Below are 19,001 nucleotides of genomic sequence, written 5' to 3'. Positions count from 1 at the left end.
GGGTCTCGGGGGGCTTGCCCCCCGAGACCCCAGCCCGGCGGTGCAAGTACCTGACATTCTTGGGGGTTTGGGGGCGAAGCCCTCAAGAAACTCCGCCGCGACGGCGAGCAACCCCCACGGCGGGGACCGGCGGCACCGAACCGACCGCGCCCCGCCGAAGAGCTACGCGGTGATGTCCCGTGTAGTGAACCGCGCCCATGCGGCGGAGCCGAATACGGCCGCGTAGAGCGCCTGCACTTCCAGATTCTTCGCCAGGCCGTCGAAGACGACCGGCGACCGCAGCAGATCCGCGAAGCTCAGCCAGTAGTGCGGGAACAAATAGGGCTGGATGGTGTGCAGTTGCGGAATGGTGTCCATGATCTGCACGGTGATCAGCACGCCGACAGTGGTGGCCATCGCGGCGATGCCGCTGTCGGTCAGCGTGGAGATGAACAGGCCCAGCGCCGCGATGCCGATCAGCGACACCGCAACCACGCCCGCGATCGCCACGGCCCGCAACAGCCCGTCGGTGAACGGGACGGTGATGCCGGAGATCAACGTGACATCGCCGAGCGGAAACAGCACCGCGCCCACCAGCAGCGCGGACGCCGCCACCACCAGCGTGGCGACCAGGCAGAAGACCATCACCGACGCGTACTTGACCAACAGCAGCCGGGTCCGGCCCGCGGGCGCGACCAGCAGGTAGCGCAGGGTCCCGGCGCTCGCCTCACCCGCGATCGCGTCGCCCGCGATCACGCCGATCGCCATAGGCAGGAAGAACGGCAGCGTCACGGCGAGCGCGGTGAACACCAGGAACAGCCCGTTGTTGGTCACCTCGGCGATGAACGCCGGGCCGCCTCCGCCGTGGTCGCCGTGCGTCTGCAGCTTGACCGCGATACCGACCAGGACCGGCACCGCCGCCAGTACCCCCAGCAGCGCCAGCGTCCGCCAGCGGCGGAAGACCGTGCCCAGTTCGCTGCGCAACAGCCCGAACGACCACAGCGGGCTCGGGGTGCGGAGCGTTGTTTCAGCCCGCGACATCGAAGCCCTCCCCGGTCAGTGCGACGAAGGCGTCCTCCAGCGAGACCCGCTGCCTGCCGAAGCCCCGCACCCGGACCCCGGCGGCCACCAGTGCCGCGTTCAGCTCCGCCAAGTCCGGTGGGTCCTCCGGCAGTTCACCGCCGACCTCGTCACCGTCGGCGGTCAGCTCGGTCACACCGTGCTCCTTCAGCACCCGTACCGCCTCGGCCGGGTCGGGAGTGGTGACGGTCAGCCGCCCGCGTGCCCCCGCCGAGAGCTCGGCGACGGTGCCTTGGGCGATGAGGCAGCCGCGTGACATCACGGCGGCGTGGGTGCACACCTGCTCGATCTCGTCCAGCAGATGCGAGGACAGGAACACCGTGGTGCCGTCGGCCGCCAACTCCCGTACCAGGCCGCGGATCTCCCGCATGCCCTGCGGGTCCAGGCCGTTGGTCGGCTCGTCCAGTACCAGCAGTTCGCGCGGCTGCAGCAGGGCGGAGGCAAGGCCGAGGCGCTGCTTCATGCCGAGCGAGTACGCCCGCGCCTTCTTACCCGCCGCGGCGGCCAGCCCGACCCGCTCCAGCGCCGCGTCCACCCGGGCCCCGCGGGTGCGCGGATCGGCCACCGGATCGGCGGCGTCGTAGCGTACGAGATTGACCCGGCCGGTCAGGAACGGGTACAGCGCCGGTCCCTCGATCAGCGCACCGACCTTGGGCAGTACCCGGCGGGCGGCCCGTGGCATCGGCTCGCCGAGCAGATAGCCGCCGCCCGCGGTGGGCTCGATCAGCCCCATGAGCATGCGGATCGTCGTCGTCTTCCCCGAGCCGTTGGGCCCGAGGAAGCCGAAGACGCTGCCGCGCGGAACGGTCAACTCCAGTCCGTCGACGGCGAGCTGCCCGCCACGGAACCGCTTGGTCAGACCGCGAGTGGCGATCGCGGCCTCCCGAGCGGGCAGCCCATCCGCCCGTCCGTCGCCCGCCACCGCCCTCAACGGAGTCGCTCCGCGCCGCAGTTCACTACTTCGCTGCCGAATCGGCCGCCTTGACCAGCGCGGCCTGGTTGACCGCGCCCGCGTAGACGGCGCCCTTGTCGGTGATCAGCACGTTGACCAGGCGGGTGTTGATGACCGTGCCGGTGCCGAAGCCACCCTTGACCTGGTGGCCGAAGGAGCCCAGCAGGCCCTGGGCGCTGGTCTTGCTGTCGCCGCCCTTGCCACTCGGCAGCTGGGCGTCCGCGGACTTCAGTTCGGCGACCGAGTCCCAGTCCTTGCCGATCACGTTCAGACCGGACATACCGCCGTGGTCCTGGGCACCCCGGTCCTGGGTACCCCGGTCCTGGCCGTTGTCCTTGCCCTCGGTGACCTTGGCGCCCTTGGGCACCGAGAAGTCGAAGGTGCTGGCAGCGGGCTTGCCGAAGTCGACCTTGGTGTAGCCGATGTCGACGGCCGCGGCGCCGCCGCCCTTCGGGGTGAGGGTGAACTTCAGCGGGACGCCGTTGTCGGCGTCGACCGCGACCCGGATCGAGTCGACCGTGCTGTCCGCCTGCTTGGGCTTGATCAGCAGCTGGTAGGCGTGCTGTCCGGCGACCGCGGCGGTGCCGTCGACGCTGACCGAGGTGGTCGGGCCGATGGCCTTGAGGGCCTGCTTGACCGCCTCCTGCGGGGTGGCCGGGACGTTCTTGTCCTGGGCGTGGTGCTCGCCCTTGGTGTCCCGCTGCCCGGTCTGGTGGTAGACCGCGTTGCTGGCGCTGTCGTACGCCCACATCTGGTCGCCGTTGTGCACCACCGTGTACTCGGAGGTGTTGTCGACGATCGAGACGCGCTGGCGGTCCGGGCCGTCGGCGGCCACCCGCAGCGTGTGGGTGCCGGAGAGCAGCTCGGTGAGCTTGGCCTGCGGATCGGCGGCCGAGCCGCCGTTGCCGCCCTTGCTGCCGCCGTGCTGGCCGAACGGACCGGCGCCGCCGCCGGTCGCGCCGCCCATCGCACCGCCGAGCAGACCGTCCGGCAGGCCGAGGTTGGTGGTGACCTGGACCGAGCCGGAGACCGTCTGGACCTTGGATGTGGCTATCTTGTCCAGCAGCTGCTCGGCCGTGATGTGCGGCAGCGAGGGGCTACCACCGGTGCTGGCCAGGGCGGTTCCCAGGCCGATCGTGGCGGCCGCCACCCCCGCGATGGCGACCGGCACGCCGTACCGGACCACCTTGCGGGAGCGCGGGAAGCCGTCGCTGTCCCCCTCGAACCCTGCGTACCCTCCGAAGTCCCGTCCGGGCTGCGGCGGTTGGATCGGTGCCATTGCCTACTACCTCCGTCGTTGGCGGCGGTCCGTCTCGTGACGTGCCGGACCGCGTTCGCACTCGTCCACCCTTCGGGCCCATTGTCACCCGAGCCCCCCGTGGATGGTGTTGTCAATCCCACCAAACGCGACGTCCCACCACATCCGCCCACGGGATCAACCACGCGTACACCCCGGGGATGACAGAACCCTGAGGCCCACGAACGGTCGGGCCCGCCCGCCGGAGGGCGCTCGGCGCCGCCGCGGACCCCCCGGACGGACCACTAGCCGTTGATGAAGACGTAGTCCGCGTGGTACGGCACCGCGGCCTTCGGCTGGGTGTGCGGGTCGCAGCTTCCGGCCGGGGCCACTCCGCCGACCGTGTTCAGCCGCAGGACCTCCCGGGTGCCGGAGAGCAGGCCGCCGTGCTCGCCCTTCTGGGTCGCCTTCAGGTCCAGCTCGGGAACGTTGCCGGTGCCGTTCTCGGTCTTGCCGAGCACCTTGCCGGTGACGGCGCTGCCGTCGGCGGCCCTCCACTGCGCCGGTCCGGCGTTGGGCCGTACGAAGGAGTGGTGGATGTCATCGCCGAGCCGGGCGTCGACATCGTTCTGGGTGAAGGCCCAGCCGCCCGGCTGCTTGGTGCAGGCGTAGATCTGGCGGCCGTTGACGACCGAGGCCTCGGTGCTGCTCAGCGCCTTGCCAAAGGCGAAGGGGCTGACCTTGTGCAGCTGACCGCGCACCGCGCCACCGGGGAACTGCGCGGTGTGCACGTTGACGTAGAAGTCACCCGGGTGGGCGGTGATGTCCTTCAGCAGCTTGGCGTCCTTCACGGTGACCGAGCCGGTGACCGCGTTCAGGCTGCCGGGCAGCGTCTGCTCGAAGAAGGCGACCTTCACCGGGCCGTTGACGCCCCGCGCACCGGCGTGGATGTGCGCCATGGTCGGCGCGCCGATCCCGGACCACTTGATGGCGAACTGCACCCGGTCCCCCTGGATACGCAGGAACTCAAGGGCGCGGCCGTGCGGGTCGCCCACCTTGGGGCCGCCCGGCTTGGGCACCTCGTTGGCGCCGACCAGGCTCGCGGCGTAGTACGTGGCGGTGTTACCGGTGGTGGCGGTGGCGGCGGTATTGGCGTCCGCCGACGCCGAATAGCTGGAGAAAATCACGCCGGTCCCCGCCAGGGCGGCCGCGAATGCGGCGGCGGAAATTCCGACAGTGGTGCGACGGCTCTTGTTGCGGTTCACGATGTTTCCCCTCCGTGTCGGTTGCGGCGCGGTCGACGCCGTCCTTCGGAATGCAGTACGCGGCTGCCCGGCGATCCGTTTCACCGCTGAACTGGGGGGAGAATCACAGCGGTTCGGTTGAACGGAACGCCTCACCCCGCCGTACCGCGCACGGGGATCCAGCGCACGGATCCGCGGATATTCCATTCAGGATTCCTCGCCGCACGGTGAGACGACCACCGCGTCCGGCGCGTAAGGATGGGTGTGACCGGCCGGAACGCCGGTAAATCCCTCGACGCATGTGAGGAAATGGCCTTGCGCAGGTTCAGCCGAGTCGGCCTGCCCACCGCCTCGGCAGTCGCGGCTGGGCAGCCGGTTACCGGCCGGTTCTCCCGGGTGGATCCGATGAATGTCCAACTACCGGTCTCGCCCTGGAGGTTCGGGTGCGCGAAGATGCGGCCGTGACCGACGACCGGACCCTTCCGAGCCACGATCCGCGCCGAAGTACCGACGGCCCGGAGCCCGACGAGGAGCTCATGCGGACGCTCTACAAGGAGCACGCGGGTCCGCTCCTCGCCTATGTGCTGCGTCTGGTGGCCGGTGACCGGCATCGGGCGGAGGACGTGGTCCAGGAAACCCTGCTGCGCGCCTGGCGGAACACCGAGCAGTTGAACCGGGCCACCGGTTCGCTCCGGCCCTGGCTGGTGACGGTGGCCCGGCGGATCGTGATCGACGGGCACCGCAGCCGCCAGGCCAGACCGCAGGAGACCGACGCCGCGCCGCTGGAACTGCTGCCCGCGGAGGACGAACTCGACCGCTCACTGCGGCTGATGACCATCTCCGACGCGATGGCCGATCTCACCGAGGCACACCGCGAAGTGCTGATCGCCACCTACTTCGCCGGTCGTACGGTCACCGAGGCCGCCGAGGCACTGGGCATACCGGCCGGGACCGTACGGTCCCGCGCCTTCTACGCGCTGCGCTCCCTGAAGATCGCGCTCGAAGAACGAGGAGTGACATCGTGACGTCCCAGGAGCAGCACCTCGACGTCGGGGCCTATGTGCTCGGCGCCCTGGACGACGCGGAGTCCACCCGGTTCGAGCAGCACATGGCCGACTGCGCGGTCTGCACGGCGGAGTTCGACTCGCTGATGGGCGTGGAGCCGCTGCTCGCCGAGTACGCGGCTTCGGCGCCCGATCTCGACAGCCTGGCCGCCGAGCCGAGCGACGCCCTGCTGGACAGGCTGGTGGAGCAGGTCGGCGCGACGAAGCGGACGGCCCGGCGGCGCCGCCTCTACCTGGTCGCGGCGGCGGCCGCGCTGATCGTGGCGGGCCCGGCGGTGACGGCCGCGGTCACCTCGGGCGGCTCGTCCAGCCCCGCCCAGGAACCCTTCACACACCATCAGGCGATGGCCGACGCAACCGATCCGGGCACCAAGGTCAACGCCGAAGTCGCGCTGGAGGACAAGCCCTGGGGCACCCATGTGGGCCTCAAGCTGGGCGGGGTCAGCGGACCGCTGCAGTGCGACCTGGTCGCGGTCTCCGCCCAGGGCCAGCGGCAGACGGTCACCACCTGGTCAGTGCCCGGCTGGGGCTACGGAGTGCCAAGCCACCCGGATCCGCTCACCATCCGCGGCGGTACGGGGATTCCGCGTCGGGACATCGCACGCTTCGAGGTGTGGACACTGGACGGCCACAAACTGGTGACGGTGAAAATGTGACCCCCTGACAGCCTTGGCCGTCCGGCTTCTGGAGGGTGCGGCGGGTTCGGCACCGCCGGCCTACGCCCGTCGGGCTGCGACCGGTTCGGACCGCCGATCTCCATCATCGTGGTTGCTCGCCACCGCGGCGGCGAACCCCCTCCCCCGCGACACGAAGCCCACCGAGCAGCGATCCATCCCCCGCCGCAACGCCAAGCCCGCCGAGCAGCGATCTCTCTCCCGCCGCAACGGCGAACAACCACACTCACGCAGCCCGGCGGCGCCGAACCCACCGCGCCGCACCGGGAACCGGCCCCCAGGCGAACCCATCCCCGAACCGGGCCGGAGGCCGAACCGCTAGCCCGCCCGGTGGACCACCGCATCGCACAGCGCGACCAGCGCCTGCTTCGCTGCGCACTCCGGCAGCGGAATCAGTGCCGCACGGGCCGCGTCGGCGTACCGGACCGTGTCCCGTCGCGCCTGCTCAAGCGCGGGATGCACGCGCAGCAGCCGCAGCGCCTCCGCGTGACGCTCGTCGTCGCTGAGGTCGCTGTCCAGCAGCTCCACCAGCCGGCGGTCGTCCGCCGACACCGAAGCGCCCGCCCGCGCCACCTGGTCCCGTACGTGCAGCACCGGCAGCGTCGGGATGCCCTCGCGCAGATCCGTACCCGGTGTCTTGCCGGATTCATGGGTGTCGCTGGCGATGTCCAGGACGTCGTCGGCGAGCTGGAAGGCGACGCCGATCCGCTCCCCGTACTGGGTGAGGGTGTCCACCACCGACTCATCGGCGCCGGACATCATCGTGCCGAAGCGGCAGGAGACGGCGACAAGCGAACCGGTTTTCCCGGCGATGACGTCGAGGTAGTGCTCGATCGGATCCCGCCCGTCGCGCGGACCCGCCGTCTCCAGGATCTGACCGGTGACCAGACGCTCGAACGCCTCCGCCTGGATGCGTACCGCCTCAGGACCGAGGTCCGCCAGGATGTGCGAGGCCCGGGCGAACAGGAAGTCACCGGTCAGCACTGCGACCGAGTTCCCCCACCGGGCATTGGCACTGGACACGCCACGGCGGACGTCCGCCTCGTCCATGACGTCGTCGTGGTACAGCGTGGCGAGATGGGTGAGCTCAACGACCACCGCCGACGGGACCACCCCCGGCGCGTGCGGATCCCCGAACTGCGCCGCCAGCAGCACCAGCAGCGGCCGGAACCGCTTGCCGCCCGCCCTCACCAGATGCTGGGCCGCCTCGGTGATGAACGGCACGTCGCTCTTGGTGGCTTCCAGCAGGCCCTCCTCGACATCCGCCAGACCCGCGCGGATGTCGGTGTCGAGGACCTGGTCGCGCACGCTCAGCCCGAAGGGCCCGACGACGGTCACGAGGGGAACTCCTGTCGCTGATTCGGTCACGTGGCCTCAGTGCCATTGGTTGCAGCGTATCCGGTCCCCTGTGGATCACCATGGGCTGGTCCGGTTCGCCGTCACTTGGCCGTGGCCGATGACCTGGGTCTGCGACCCCCGCACGCCTCCTGCCGGGCCCTCCCCTCCCTACGCGGAACTCATCGAGAAACCGATCACTTCACGCCATTCCCGGGCAACCCCAGGCCTCCCGCGCGCCCCGCGAAGCGCTTCCCGGCACTCGCCAACCCGCGCACCGCCTCCCCGATCCGCGGGCCCCCGCGCCCCGCCCTACCCCGGCCTCCGCACCGCCTCCCCGATCCGCGGCGACGCGAACCCCGTACCGCACACGAACCGCATCAACGGACCGAAGGCCGCCGCCGCCGGCAACCCGGTGCCGCACCTCCCGGGGGCCAACCCCCGGACCCCCGGCCAGAAACCCAGGCCAACGGCCCCACCCGGACAACACCCCGAAAGGAACCCCCGGCCCCAGCCGGAAACGCAACCAAAGGCCCAACCGGACAACACCGCGCCCCGCGCCCCCGCCCTACCCCGGCCTCCGCACCGCCTCCCCGATCCGCGGCGACGCGAACCCCGTACCGCACACGAACCGCATCAACGGACCGAAGGCCGCCGCCGCCGGCAACCCGGTGAAGTACAGGCCGGGTACGGATGCCTGGAAGCCCTTGTCCAGCCACGGGGAACCGCCGGTGCGGGTCAGCCGGGCCCGCAGTTCAGGGCTGAGGAAGCCCAGCGCGCCCAGATCGACCCGGTAGCCGGTGGCCGCCAGCACATGGTCCGCGGCGAGCTGTCCCGCGCGGCCGTTGGGACCGATGGTGGACAGCACCACACGGTTCGCGTCATCCACCCGCACTCCGGTCAGCACCCTCCCCTGCAGCACGGGTACCCGTCCGGCAAACCGTTCCTTCAGCCACCACGCGCCACGCGGCCCAAGCACCTTGCGCACCAGCCACAGCCGTGTCTGCTCCGGCAGGTACCGGAACGCCGCGGGACCGGGCACATTGCTGAACGCGTACAGCGACCAGGCCCGGCCGACCGGAGAGTCCGGCTTCCACTGCGGGCCGTCGTGCGGCGGCGCACCGAACCCCACCGCACCGGCGCGCCGCGCCACCACCCGTACCGACGCTCCCGCCTCGTGCAGCAGCGCCGCGCTCTCCAACGCGGACTGCCCGGCACCGATCACCAGCACCTCTCGGTCGGCGAACCGTGCGAAGTCGGTGTGCTGCGAGCTGTGCGAGACCGGACCGGTCGCCGACGGTCCGTCCGGTGCGACACCGCGCAGCATCGACGGCACATGCGCGAACCCGTTGAGCCCGCTCGCCACCACCACCGCGCGGGCGGCCAGCTCCTCGCCGGAGTCCAGCTTCAGATGGAACTCTCCGGCGCGCCGGTCGACGGAGACCACCTGCACCCGCTCCACCTCGGGCACCAGCCGGTCCTGGAACCACCGGCCGTAGCGCACGAAGAAGTCCAGCGTGACCAGGTCGCGGTCGGTGACCAGGCGCGGTTCGCCCACCGCGTCGCAGAAGTCCTGGATGGTGTGGCCGGGGTGTGGCGCGGAGATCGTCGACGCGTTCGGGGTTGATTTGAGCACCATGCGGGCCGGCATGGTGTCCGTCCAGTTCGACAGCGGTGTGCCGAAGACCCGTACCGTGACTCCGCGCCCCTTCAGGTGCGCGGCGGTTGACAGACCATAGGGCCCGGCACCGATCACCACCACAGGCTTCATATCTGATCCCTCCCGGAAACGGCCGTTCTGCGGCCATGCCACATCTGGAGCAGGTGTTTCACGCCCGGTCGCACAAAGCGGGCGAGCATGGTGAAGAAGGGTTTGATGTCGTCAGGCGCCAGCCAGGCCAGCTCCGTGCCGCTCGCCCGGCGCGGTGCGTGCGGTGTCGTGTAGCCGCTGCGCCGATACGCGAGCATCGCGGGCAGATCGATGTTCTCGACCACGAAGCGCCGCCCGTTGAGCTGCTCGCCCTCCGGCACCCGCTGCCCCGTCAGGTCCAGGTGCTGGGCACGGACCACGTCGATTCCTGCCGCGTTCTCGAACAGCCGGAACTGCGCGCCCACCCGGGGATTGAAGTCGAGCAGCTTGTACCGGCCGTCCCGGCGGTCATACCGCCAGTCCAGATCCACGATGCCCGAGAAGCCGATGTGCTTGATGAACTCGGTGGCCATCGTGGCCAGTTCGGGGTTGGGGACGATGTACGCGCACGCGGTCATGCCCGCGTGCGGCGGCCAGGAGCGCACCTTGACCCCGGTGAACAGGGTGCGCGGTGCGTGGTCCGCGTCGATGTAGGCGTGGACGATCCAGTCCTCGGCCTCCTCGCGTGGCAGGTACTCCTGCAGGATGACCCCGGGCCGCTCACCCCAGCCCCTGGCCAGCGCCAGCAGTTCGCCCGGTCCGCAGATCCGGGTGGTGCCGGACACCGCGGGTGACCGCCGCCGCTCGAAGGCCTCCCGGTTCTTGGCCACCACCGGAAACCGCGCGGTGGCGGCGAACTCCTCGATCTCGGCGTACGAATCGGGGAACGCCGCCCTCGGTGTCGCCACACCGTGCGTGACGCACAGCTCGTGCAGCCCCCGCTTGCTGGCGAGTTGGCGCGGCAGCCGCGGGTCCAGCCGCGGGAACAGGAAGCTCTCGCCGAGCGCGTCGGCGTGCTCGGCGATCAGCACGGCCGCCTCCTCGTCGGTCGGCAGCAGTACGGCCGGTCTGCCGATCTTCCGGCCGATGTCGCGCAGCCCCTCGACCAGGCGGTCCGGGTGTTCAAGGCCGGTGGTGGGCCAGACGAACCCCTTGTCGAGATAGCGCGACGACGCGGCCGGAGTGAAGCGGTCCTCGGTGATGGCGTACATCGGTACGCCAAGTCTGCCGAGGCTCCGTATGGCGCCGACGCCCCCGTGGTGTAGTGGATAGTTGCCGATTTTGACGATGAGGCCCGGGACGGACCTGTCCAGCGCGAACAACGGCATGCTCGCCACTTATCCCCCCTGGCCACGCAGGGTAAGGGCGTGCTCCCTCACCGTCGTGACCCGTCAGGACGCTACTGGCGAATTCACCCTTCCGGCAACCTGTTTCGTGATATTGCGATGCCTTTAGAGATCATTCAGCAGAGTTCGAGCAGGACCGTCCATAAGTCGAACATCGAGTCATACGCGCGTAGAACTGCCCGATCCCACCCTGCGGTTGGCTGCCGACGGGCAAACGATCGAGAATGAAGTTTGGGCGTATTGAACACGCTTTGACCGGTTTTCGTATGCCCAAGTGCACGCCCGGCAACGGGCGCAGCCGCGCTCGGACCTGCCGGGGCATGGTGCGCAACTGACCCGCCGAGCGTAGGAGGGAGGTCATCATGAACATCTTCGGACCGTTCGGTCGGCGGCGCGGTGGCTTCGGCCGCCGTGGCGGCCGCTTCTTCCGCGGATACGGCCGTGACCGTGGATTCCGCGGCTTCGGCCGTGGACGCGGCTGCGGAGGCGACGACTGGTACTACTGACCAGCACCGTCAAGGGGGTTCCTCAGCGCGGGGGTGGCGGTGCACCACCGCCCCCGCGTCACCGGTGAGCGGGTGTGGCCGAGGAGGCGACCCGTTTGGATACCGCACGCAAGCGGTCCACCGCCGCGCCGGACCCGTCCGACGACGAGCTGGTGGCACTGGCGCCCGCCGTCGCGCCGCGCGAGGTCTTCCACCGCTTCTGGCCGTGGGTACGACAGGACCGCCGCTGGCTGCTGTTGGGCACGGCCCTGCTGGCCCTGGGGGCGGCCAGTGAGGTGGTCACCGTCTGGCTGTTCAAGGACCTGATCGACCAGGTCCTGGTGCCCAGACGGTTCGCCGCGTTCTGGGAGATCGCCGGGGGGATGGCCGCCGTGGCCGCCCTGACCGGGCTGCTGACCTTCCTGGGCAACTACACCGCCACCTGGATCGCCGAACGCTTCATGCTGCGGCTGCGCACCGCGTGCGTGGCCCATCTGCACACCCTGCCGCCCGACACGCTGCGCACCCGCTGGCACGGCGATGTGCTGGCCCGGCTGACCTCCGACATCGCGCGCATCGAGGCGTTCGTCGCCTCCGGGGTGATCGACGTGGCCACGGCACTGATCAGCCTGGTGTTCTTCGCCGGGGCGGCGTTCTTCCTGAGCTGGCAGCTCGCGCTCGCGGTGTTCGCCATGAGCCCGGTGTTCTGGCTCTCCGCGCGCCACTTCGGCGGCCGCGTCCAGCGGCTGTCCCGCGAGGCCCGGCGCCGGGACGGCCGGGTCACCGCGGTACTGGAGGAGAGCCTCGCCAACGCGTCCGTGGCGCACGCGTACAACCAGCAGCGACGCGAGGTGGACCGGGTCCGCGGCGAAGGCGAGGCGCTGCTGCGGGCCGAGCTCGCCACCGCCCGGGTCGCCAACCTGTACCCGGCGCTGCTGGATGTCGCGGAGGTCCTGGGCGGCCTGGTCGTGGTGGGCCTCGGCGCCTTCGAACTCAGCCGGGGCGCGCTCACCGTGGGCGGACTGCTCGCCTTCGCAGCCTTTCTCACCCAGTTGTTCGGCCCCATCCAGCAACTGTCCGGGCTGGCAACGGTGTTCGGTGCCGCGAGCGCCGGTGCGGAGCGGGTGATCGACCTGACCCAGCTGCGCTCGCCGGTCCACGAGCGGCCGGGAGCGCCGGATCTGCGCGCGGTACGGGGCGAGCTGAGTTGTACGGGGGTGCGGGCGTCGTACGCCACGGGCGACGGCAGGCCCGTGCTGCGGGATGTGACGCTGCGGGTGGCGCCGGGTGAGGTGCTCGCCGTGACGGGGCCGAGCGGAGCGGGGAAGTCCACGCTCGCCAAGCTGCTGGTGCGGTTCATGGATCCGGACGCGGGCACGGTGTGCCTGGACGGCGTCGATCTGCGGGACACCACCCTCGCCTCCATCCGGCAGGCGGTGACCCTGCTGCCGCAGGCGTCGCAGCTGTTCTCCGCGTCCATCCGGGACAACATCGCCTACGGCCGCCCGGACGCCACCGACGACGAGATCGTCCAGGCTGCCAGGGACGCCGACGCCCACGACTTCATCAGCGCCCTCCCGCACGGCTACCAGTCCGTACTGGGCGAGAACGGACTGCAGCTCTCCGGCGGCCAGACCCGCCGCCTCACCATCGCCCGCGCCTTCCTGCGCGGCACGCCGGTGCTCATCCTCGACGAGCCCACCGCTGGTCTGGACCGGGCGGCCGCGCTCCGTGTGGTCGCACCGCTGCGGCGTCTGATGTCCGGCCGCACCACCGTGCTGATCACCCACGATGCGGGGTTGGCCGGCCAGGCCGACGCGGTGTACGTGCTGGGCGCCGACGGGGCGCCCGTAGCGGGCAACCGCCAGCGCCGGTCGACCGGTTGCCCCGTTTCCCGGGGGCCATGACATCGGCCGATACCGCTCCCAGTACCTTGTCGTGTTCATATCGACAAGCGGAGGAGACGGACGTGCGCAAGGCAGCGCAGATCACGGGGGCGGCGCTCGTTGCCGCGGTGCTGGTGAGCGGGTGCAGCAGCAGCAAGAACGACGGCAACAAGACGGTCGCCACGCCGTCGGCCACCGCGTCGCAGGCCGCGCCGAGCAGCGCGCCGTCCGCGGACGCCCCGGCCGGGAAGATCGACGGTAGCTGGGCCGGGCAGAACGCCGACGGCGTGAAGACGCTCACCATCGTCGGGGACAAGGCGGCCATCGCGGGCAAGAAGGTGTGCGTGGGCGCGGTGGTCACCGCGGGCAAGACGCTGCTGCACCTCAAGTGCGCCGACCACAGCACGATCGACGCAGTGGTCACGCCCGGCGCGGACGGCAAGTCGCTCTCCGTCAACTGGGGCTCCGCCACGGACACGTTCGCCCGCACGGCGGCCAAGCCGATCATCCCGGGCATCGACAAGCTCAAGCAGTAGGCCCTCCCGGCGGATCCCTGACCACCGGGTTGCCGCCCGGTGCGAAGACCGCCGCCCCCGCCGCGGGGGTTGCTCACCGTCACGGTGGATTCTCTTCCTGGGGGCAAGCCCCCAACCCCCCGGGGGTACGGACATTGCCCGGCGGGGGGCTTGCGGGCCTACCCCCGAACAAGTCCCCGCCGCGGCGGCGAGCAACGCCCGCGGCGGGGACCGGCGGTGTGCGAACCGGGCCGCGACCCGGTCGTGAAGGATCCGCCGGAAGGGCTCACCGTACGAACACGCTCGCCTTGCCCGCCAAGTCCAGGAAGTACTGCGGGGCAACGCCCAGCGCGAGCGTCACCGCCACGCCTGCCGCGATCGCGGTCGAGGTCAGGGCGCTGGGCACGGCGACCGAGGGCCCACCCGGCTGCGGTTCGCTGAAGAACATCAGCACGATGACCCGGATGTAGAAGAACGCCGCGATCGCCGACGAGATCACACCGATGATGACCAGCGGCACCGCACCCCCCTGCGCCGCCGCCTTGAACACCGCGAACTTCCCGGCGAAGCCGGACGTCAGCGGGATCCCCGCGAAGGCCAGCAGGAAGACCGCGAAGACCGCCGCCACCAGCGGCGAGCGCCGGCCCAGACCGGCCCACCGGGACAGATGCGTCGCCTCGCCGCCCGCGTCCCGTACCAGCGTCACCACCGCGAACGCGCCCAGCGTCACGAACGAGTACGCCGCCAGGTAGAACAGCACCGACGAGACGCCGTCCGGCGAGAGAGCGATCACGCCCGCGAGGATGAACCCCGCGTGCGCGATGGACGAGTACGCCAGCAACCGCTTCACATCGGTCTGGGTGACCGCGATGATCGCGCCGATGACCATCGTCGCGATGGCCACCCCCCACATCACCGGACGCCAGTCCCACCGGATGCCCGGCAGCACCACGTACAGCAGCCGCAGCAGCGCGCCGAACGCGGCGACCTTCGTGGCGGCGGCCATGAAGCCGGTCACCGGGGTCGGCGCGCCCTGGTAGACGTCCGGGGTCCACATGTGGAACGGCACCGCCGCGACCTTGAACAGCAGGCCCACGACCACCATCGCGCCACCGATCAGCAACAGCGAGTCGTTGGCGGTGGTGTTGGCCAGCGCCGGGGTCATCTTGGCCGTACCGCTGATGACATCGGCGATCCCGCCGTACGAGATGGTGCCCGCGTACCCGTAGAGCAGAGCCACCCCGAACAGCAGGATAGCCGAGGAGAACGCGCCCAGCAGGAAGTACTTGACTGCCGCCTCCTGGGACAGCAGGCGGTGCCGACGGGCCAGTGCGCACAGCAGGTACAGCGGGAGGGAGAAGACCTCCAGCGAGACGAACAGCGTCAACAGGTCGTTGGCGGCCGGGAAGATCATCATGCCGCCCACCGCGAACAGCAGCAGCGGGAAGACCTCGGTGGTGGTGAACCCGGCGCGCACCGCCCGCTTCTCCTGCTCGCTGCCGGGCACCGTGGAGCCCTGTGCGGCGAACGAGTCGACCCGCCGCCCGTGGGCCAACGGGTCGAGCCGGCGCTCCGCGAAGGTGAACGCGGCGACCAGCGCGACCAGCACGATCGTGCCCTGCAGGAACAGCGCGGGGCCGTCCACCGCGACCGCGCCCATCGCCGCGATGTGCGACTTGGCGCTCGCGTAGCCGTCGGCGGCGAGGGCGACGATCGCCGCGAAGGCCGCGGCGAGACCGGTCACCGAGACGCCCAACTGCGCGATGTAGCGGCTGCGCCGGGGCAGCAGGGCCTCGACGAGGATGCCGAGCACGGCCGCGCCGAAGACGATCAGCACCGGCGAGAGCTGGGCGTACTCGATCTTCGGGGTCGGGATCTTGTCCAACGGTGTCGCGGAGTCCGCCGCCGTTGTCCACAGGCTGTGGATGGTGCCCGTCACTTCGCGGTCTCCTTCGCTGCGGCGTTGAACGAAGCGTTGATCTGCGGCGCGGGATCGGTCCGGTGGACATCGGAGAGGGTGTCCTTGACCGCCGGGTTGATCAGGTCGGTGACCGGCTTCGGATAGAACCCGAGGAAGAGCAGCAGGGCGATCAGCGGCGCCGCCACCACCAGTTCACGGACCTTGAGGTCCTTCATCCCCTCGATGCCCGCCTTCACCGGGCCGGTCATGGTGCGCTGGTAGAGCACCAGCACGTACAGCGCCGCGAGCACGATGCCGAGCGTCGCGATGACACCGGCCACCGGATAGCGGCTGAACGTGCCGACCAGGACCAGGAACTCGCTGACGAACGGCGCCAGGCCGGGCAGCGAGAGCGTGGCCAGGCCGCCGACCATGAACGTGCCCGCCAGCAGCGGAGCGACCTTCTGCACACCGCCGAAGTCGGCGATCAGCCGGGAACCGCGCCGCGTGATCAGGAAGCCCGCGACCAGCAGCAGCGCGGCGGTGGAGATCCCGTGGTTGACCATGTAGAGGGTGGCGCCGCTCTGTCCCTGCGAGGTCATCGCGAAGATGCCCAGGATGATGAAGCCGAAGTGGGAGATCGACGCGTAGGCGATCAGGCGCTTGATGTCCCGCTGACCGACGGCGAGCAGCGCACCGTAGATGATCCCGACCACGGACAGCACCAGGATCACCGGTGTCGCCCACTTCGACGCCTCGGGGAACAACTGCAGGCAGTAGCGCAGCATCGCGAAGGTGCCGACCTTGTCGACCACCGCGGTCAGCAGTACGGCGACCGGCGCGGTCGACTCGCCCATCGCGTTGGGCAGCCAGGTGTGCAGCGGCCACAGCGGCGCCTTGACGGCGAAGGCGAAGAAGAAGCCGAGGAAGATCCACCGCTCGGCGGCTGTGGACAGGTGGAGTTGCCCGCTCGCCCGCGCCTGCAGGATCTGCGGCAGCGAGAAGGTGCCGTGCCCGCCGAGCTGATGCGCGGTGACCACGTACAGGCCGATCACCGCGGCCAGCATGATCAGTCCGCCGACCAGGTTGTAGAGCAGGAACTTGACGGCCGCGTAGGAGCGTTGCCTGGCCTGCTCGTCCTCGCTCTTCGGTCCCGCACGGTCCCCGAAGCCACCGATGAGGAAGTACATCGGGATGAGCATGGCTTCGAAGAAGATGTAGAACAGGAAGACGTCGGTGGACTCGAACGAGATCACCACCATCGCCTCGACCAGCAGGATCAGCGCGAAGAAGCCCTGTGTGGGCCGCCAGTTGCGGTTCGGGGTGTGTCCGTCCAGTACGTCCGCGTCATGCCAGCCCGCCAGCATCACGAACGGCACCAGCACGGCCGCGAGCAGTACGAGCACCACGGCGATGCCGTCCACACCGAGTTCGTAGCGGACCCCGAAGTCCCGGATCCAGGCGTGCGATTCGGTGAGCTGGTAGCGCGCGCCGCCCGGGGTGAACCGGGCCACGTCCACCGCCGCGAGGACCAGCGTGGCCAGCGAGAAGCCGAGCGCCAGCCATTTGGCGGCGGTGCGCCGCCCGGCCGGGACCGCGGCGGTGGCGATCGCGCCGACCGCGGGCACTGCGGCGGTCACGGTGAGAAGGGGAAACGCCATGGCTATCAGACCGCCCTCATCAGCAGGGTCGCGGCGACCAGCACCGCCGTACCGCCGAGCATCGAGACCGCGTACGACCGGACATAGCCGTTCTGCACCTGGCGCAGCCGGGCGGACAGACCGCCCACCGACGCGGCCGTGCCGTTCACCGCGCCGTCCACCAGCGAGTGGTCGAGGTAGACCAGGCTGCGGGTGAGGTGTTCGCCGCCGCGTACCAGCACGATGTGGTTGAAGTCGTCCTGGAGCAGATCCCGGCGGGCGGCCCTGGTGACCAGCGAACCGCGGGGCGCGGTGACCGGTACCGGCCTGCGCCCGTACTGCGCCCAGGCGAGCGCGCCGCCGACGACCAGGACGACCAGGGTGGCCGCGGTGACCTCCCAGGTGCTGACCGGGGAGTGGCCCTCGCTGTGCCCGGTCACCGGTTCGAGCCACTTCAGGAAGGCCGAGTTGATGCTGAACAGCCCGCCCGCGAAGACCGAGCCGAAGGCCAGGATGACCATCGGGATGGTCATGGACCTCGGCGACTCGTGCGGGTGCGGCAGCTCTCCCGGGTGCACCTCGATCCCCGGCTCGACGCCGGGTGTCTTGTCGGGGTCCGGCGCGGGTTCCCAGCGCTCCTCGCCGAAGAACGTCAGCACCATGACGCGGGTCATGTAGTACGCGGTGATGCCCGCGCCCAGCAGTGCCACCCCGCCGAGGATCCAGCCCTCCGTACCGCCCTTGGCGAAGGCGGCCTCGATGATCTTGTCCTTGGACCAGTAGCCGGACAGTCCCGGGAAACCGATGATCGCCAGGTAGCCGAGGCCGAAGGTGACGTAGGTGATCGGCATGTACCTGCGCAGTCCGCCGTACTTGCGCATGTCGACCTCGTCGTTCATCCCGTGCATCACGGAACCGGCGCCGAGGAACAGACCCGCCTTGAAGAAGCCGTGGGTGACCAGGTGCATGATGGCGAAGACATAGCCGATCGGGCCGAGCCCGGCGGCCAGCATCATGTAGCCGATCTGCGACATCGTGGATCCGGCCAGCGCCTTCTTGATGTCGTCCTTCGCGCAACCGACGATCGCACCGAACATCAGCGTGACCGCACCGACCACACAGACCGCGAGCTGTGCCGTGGGCGCCGCGTTGAAGATGGCCCCGGACCGGGTCACCAGATACACGCCCGCCGTCACCATGGTCGCCGCATGGATCAGGGCGGAGACCGGAGTTGGGCCCTCCATCGCGTCCCCGAGCCAGGACTGCAGCGGCACCTGGGCGGACTTGCCGCACGCGCCGAGCAGCAGCAGGAGGCCGATGACGGTCAGCTTGGCCTGGCTGGCACCGGTGGCGTGCGCGAACACCGGTCCGAAGGAGAAGGTCCCGTAGGTGGTGAACAGGACCATGATGGCGATCGACAGCCCCATGTCGCCGACCCGGTTGACGATGAACGCCTTCTTCGCCGCCGTCGCCGCGCTCGGCTTGTGCTGCCAGAAGCCGATCAGCAGGTAGGAGGCGAGGCCCACGCCCTCCCAGCCGACGTACAGCAACAGGTAGTTGTCGGCGAGCACCAGCAGCAGCATCGCCGCGAGGAAGAGGTTGAGATAGCCGAAGAAGCGGCGGCGGTTCTCGTCGTGCGCCATGTAGCCGATCGAGTAGATGTGGATCAGCGTGCCCACACCGGTGATCAGCAGCACGAACGTCATCGACAACTGGTCCAGTTGGAAGGCGACATCGGCCCGGAAGCCGCCGACCGGCACCCAGCTGTACAGATGCGAGGTAAGGGTGCGCTGGTCAGTGGGCTTGCCGAGCATGTCGGCGAACAGCGCCGCCCCGATCCCGAAGGAGACCGCGGCCAGCAGGCAGCCGATCCAGTGACCTACCCGATCGAGCCGGCGCCCCCCGACGAGCAGGATGCCCGCGCCGAGAAGTGGAGCCCCGATGAGGGCTCCGATGAGGTGATCCACGTCAACT

15 protein-coding genes are annotated in these 19,001 nt (G+C 70.1%); 5 read left to right on the top strand and 10 right to left on the bottom strand.

Going from position 1 to position 19,001, the window contains the following annotated elements:
• Positions 1–162: 162 nt before the first annotated feature.
• The 4 genes from P2L57_RS30350 to P2L57_RS30335 form a co-directional block, all read right to left on the bottom strand.
• Complete coding sequence (locus tag P2L57_RS30350; RefSeq protein WP_275819890.1) at positions 163–1,020, bottom strand: ABC transporter permease; 858 nt, start codon at positions 1,018–1,020, stop codon at positions 163–165.
• Complete coding sequence (locus tag P2L57_RS30345; RefSeq protein WP_275819888.1) at positions 1,007–1,981, bottom strand: ABC transporter ATP-binding protein; 975 nt, start codon at positions 1,979–1,981, stop codon at positions 1,007–1,009. Before P2L57_RS30345 ends, P2L57_RS30350 begins: the two co-directional genes overlap by 14 nt.
• Positions 1,982–2,015: 34 nt before the next feature.
• Positions 2,016–3,290 (bottom strand): LolA family protein, encoded by a 1,275-nt coding sequence (locus P2L57_RS30340; RefSeq protein WP_275819886.1) that lies wholly within the window; start codon positions 3,288–3,290, stop codon positions 2,016–2,018.
• 263 nt (positions 3,291–3,553) lie between these two features.
• Positions 3,554–4,513, bottom strand: coding sequence for a CHRD domain-containing protein (locus tag P2L57_RS30335; protein ID WP_275819884.1), 960 nt, complete (start codon positions 4,511–4,513; stop codon positions 3,554–3,556).
• Between the two features lie 422 nt (positions 4,514–4,935).
• Between P2L57_RS30335 and P2L57_RS30330 the strand changes: the two genes are divergently transcribed.
• Positions 4,936–5,517, top strand: a complete 582-nt coding sequence (locus tag P2L57_RS30330) for a sigma-70 family RNA polymerase sigma factor (protein ID WP_372515992.1) — start codon at positions 4,936–4,938, stop codon at positions 5,515–5,517.
• Positions 5,514–6,212 carry a zf-HC2 domain-containing protein gene (locus tag P2L57_RS30325; RefSeq protein ID WP_275819880.1) on the top strand — a complete coding sequence of 233 codons (699 nt, stop codon included), beginning with the start codon at positions 5,514–5,516 and terminating at the stop codon, positions 6,210–6,212. Before P2L57_RS30330 ends, P2L57_RS30325 begins: the two co-directional genes overlap by 4 nt.
• A gap of 336 nt (positions 6,213–6,548) precedes the next feature.
• Here the strand turns inward: P2L57_RS30325 and P2L57_RS30320 are convergent, their stop codons facing one another.
• From P2L57_RS30320 to P2L57_RS30310, 3 genes are all read right to left on the bottom strand, one after another.
• Positions 6,549–7,568, bottom strand: a complete 1,020-nt coding sequence (locus P2L57_RS30320; protein ID WP_275819878.1) for a polyprenyl synthetase family protein — start codon at positions 7,566–7,568, stop codon at positions 6,549–6,551.
• A gap of 565 nt (positions 7,569–8,133) precedes the next feature.
• Positions 8,134–9,336, bottom strand: coding sequence for an FAD-dependent oxidoreductase (locus tag P2L57_RS30315; protein ID WP_275819876.1), 1,203 nt, complete (start codon positions 9,334–9,336; stop codon positions 8,134–8,136).
• Positions 9,333–10,583 (bottom strand): carboxylate--amine ligase, encoded by a 1,251-nt coding sequence (locus P2L57_RS30310; protein WP_275819912.1) that lies wholly within the window; start codon positions 10,581–10,583, stop codon positions 9,333–9,335. The genes P2L57_RS30315 and P2L57_RS30310 overlap by 4 nt, the downstream gene beginning before the upstream one ends.
• 380 nt (positions 10,584–10,963) lie before the next feature.
• Between P2L57_RS30310 and P2L57_RS30305 the strand changes: the two genes are divergently transcribed.
• The 3 genes from P2L57_RS30305 to P2L57_RS30295 all read left to right on the top strand — a co-directional run bounded on the left by P2L57_RS30305 (position 10,964) and on the right by P2L57_RS30295 (position 13,508).
• Complete coding sequence (locus tag P2L57_RS30305) at positions 10,964–11,107, top strand: hypothetical protein (protein WP_275819874.1); 144 nt, start codon at positions 10,964–10,966, stop codon at positions 11,105–11,107.
• Between the two features lie 95 nt (positions 11,108–11,202).
• Positions 11,203–12,993 carry an ABC transporter ATP-binding protein gene (locus tag P2L57_RS30300; protein WP_275819872.1) on the top strand — a complete coding sequence of 597 codons (1,791 nt, stop codon included), beginning with the start codon at positions 11,203–11,205 and terminating at the stop codon, positions 12,991–12,993.
• Between the two features lie 62 nt (positions 12,994–13,055).
• Positions 13,056–13,508 (top strand): hypothetical protein, encoded by a 453-nt coding sequence (locus P2L57_RS30295; RefSeq protein WP_275819870.1) that lies wholly within the window; start codon positions 13,056–13,058, stop codon positions 13,506–13,508.
• A 265-nt stretch (positions 13,509–13,773) separates the two neighbouring features.
• On the opposite strand, the gene nuoN is transcribed toward P2L57_RS30295, so the two are convergent.
• The 3 genes from nuoN to nuoL are packed head-to-tail and all read right to left on the bottom strand — an operon-like array spanning position 13,774 to position 18,994.
• Positions 13,774–15,426: an NADH-quinone oxidoreductase subunit NuoN gene (gene nuoN, locus P2L57_RS30290; RefSeq protein ID WP_275819868.1), complete on the bottom strand. Its 1,653-nt coding sequence runs from the start codon at positions 15,424–15,426 to the stop codon at positions 13,774–13,776.
• The gene (locus P2L57_RS30285) at positions 15,423–17,048 is read right to left on the bottom strand and encodes an NADH-quinone oxidoreductase subunit M (RefSeq protein ID WP_275819866.1); all 1,626 of its coding nucleotides are present in this window, start codon (positions 17,046–17,048) and stop codon (positions 15,423–15,425) included. The genes nuoN and P2L57_RS30285 overlap by 4 nt, the downstream gene beginning before the upstream one ends.
• A gap of 5 nt (positions 17,049–17,053) precedes the next feature.
• Complete coding sequence (nuoL, locus tag P2L57_RS30280; RefSeq protein ID WP_275819864.1) at positions 17,054–18,994, bottom strand: NADH-quinone oxidoreductase subunit L; 1,941 nt, start codon at positions 18,992–18,994, stop codon at positions 17,054–17,056.
• Positions 18,995–19,001: the final 7 nt, after the last annotated feature.

The sequence above is a fragment of the Streptantibioticus ferralitis genome, assembly GCF_029223525.1.
GTDB lineage: Bacteria > Actinomycetota > Actinomycetes > Streptomycetales > Streptomycetaceae > Streptantibioticus_A > Streptantibioticus_A ferralitis.
The sequence above is the reverse complement of the archived record's forward strand: the minus strand, read 5'-3'. Positions and strand labels throughout refer to the sequence as shown.

Coding starts and splice junctions, on each gene's coding strand:
- P2L57_RS30350 (WP_275819890.1), bottom strand. CDS start 1,020: ATGTCGCGGGCTGAAACAACGCTCCGCACCCCGAGCCCGCTGTGGTCG.
- P2L57_RS30340 (WP_275819886.1), bottom strand. CDS start 3,290: ATGGCACCGATCCAACCGCCGCAGCCCGGACGGGACTTCGGAGGGTAC.
- P2L57_RS30315 (WP_275819876.1), bottom strand. CDS start 9,336: ATGAAGCCTGTGGTGGTGATCGGTGCCGGGCCCTATGGTCTGTCAACC.
- P2L57_RS30310 (WP_275819912.1), bottom strand. CDS start 10,583: ATGCCGTTGTTCGCGCTGGACAGGTCCGTCCCGGGCCTCATCGTCAAA.
- P2L57_RS30305 (WP_275819874.1), top strand. CDS start 10,964: ATGAACATCTTCGGACCGTTCGGTCGGCGGCGCGGTGGCTTCGGCCGC.
- P2L57_RS30285 (WP_275819866.1), bottom strand. CDS start 17,048: ATGGCGTTTCCCCTTCTCACCGTGACCGCCGCAGTGCCCGCGGTCGGC.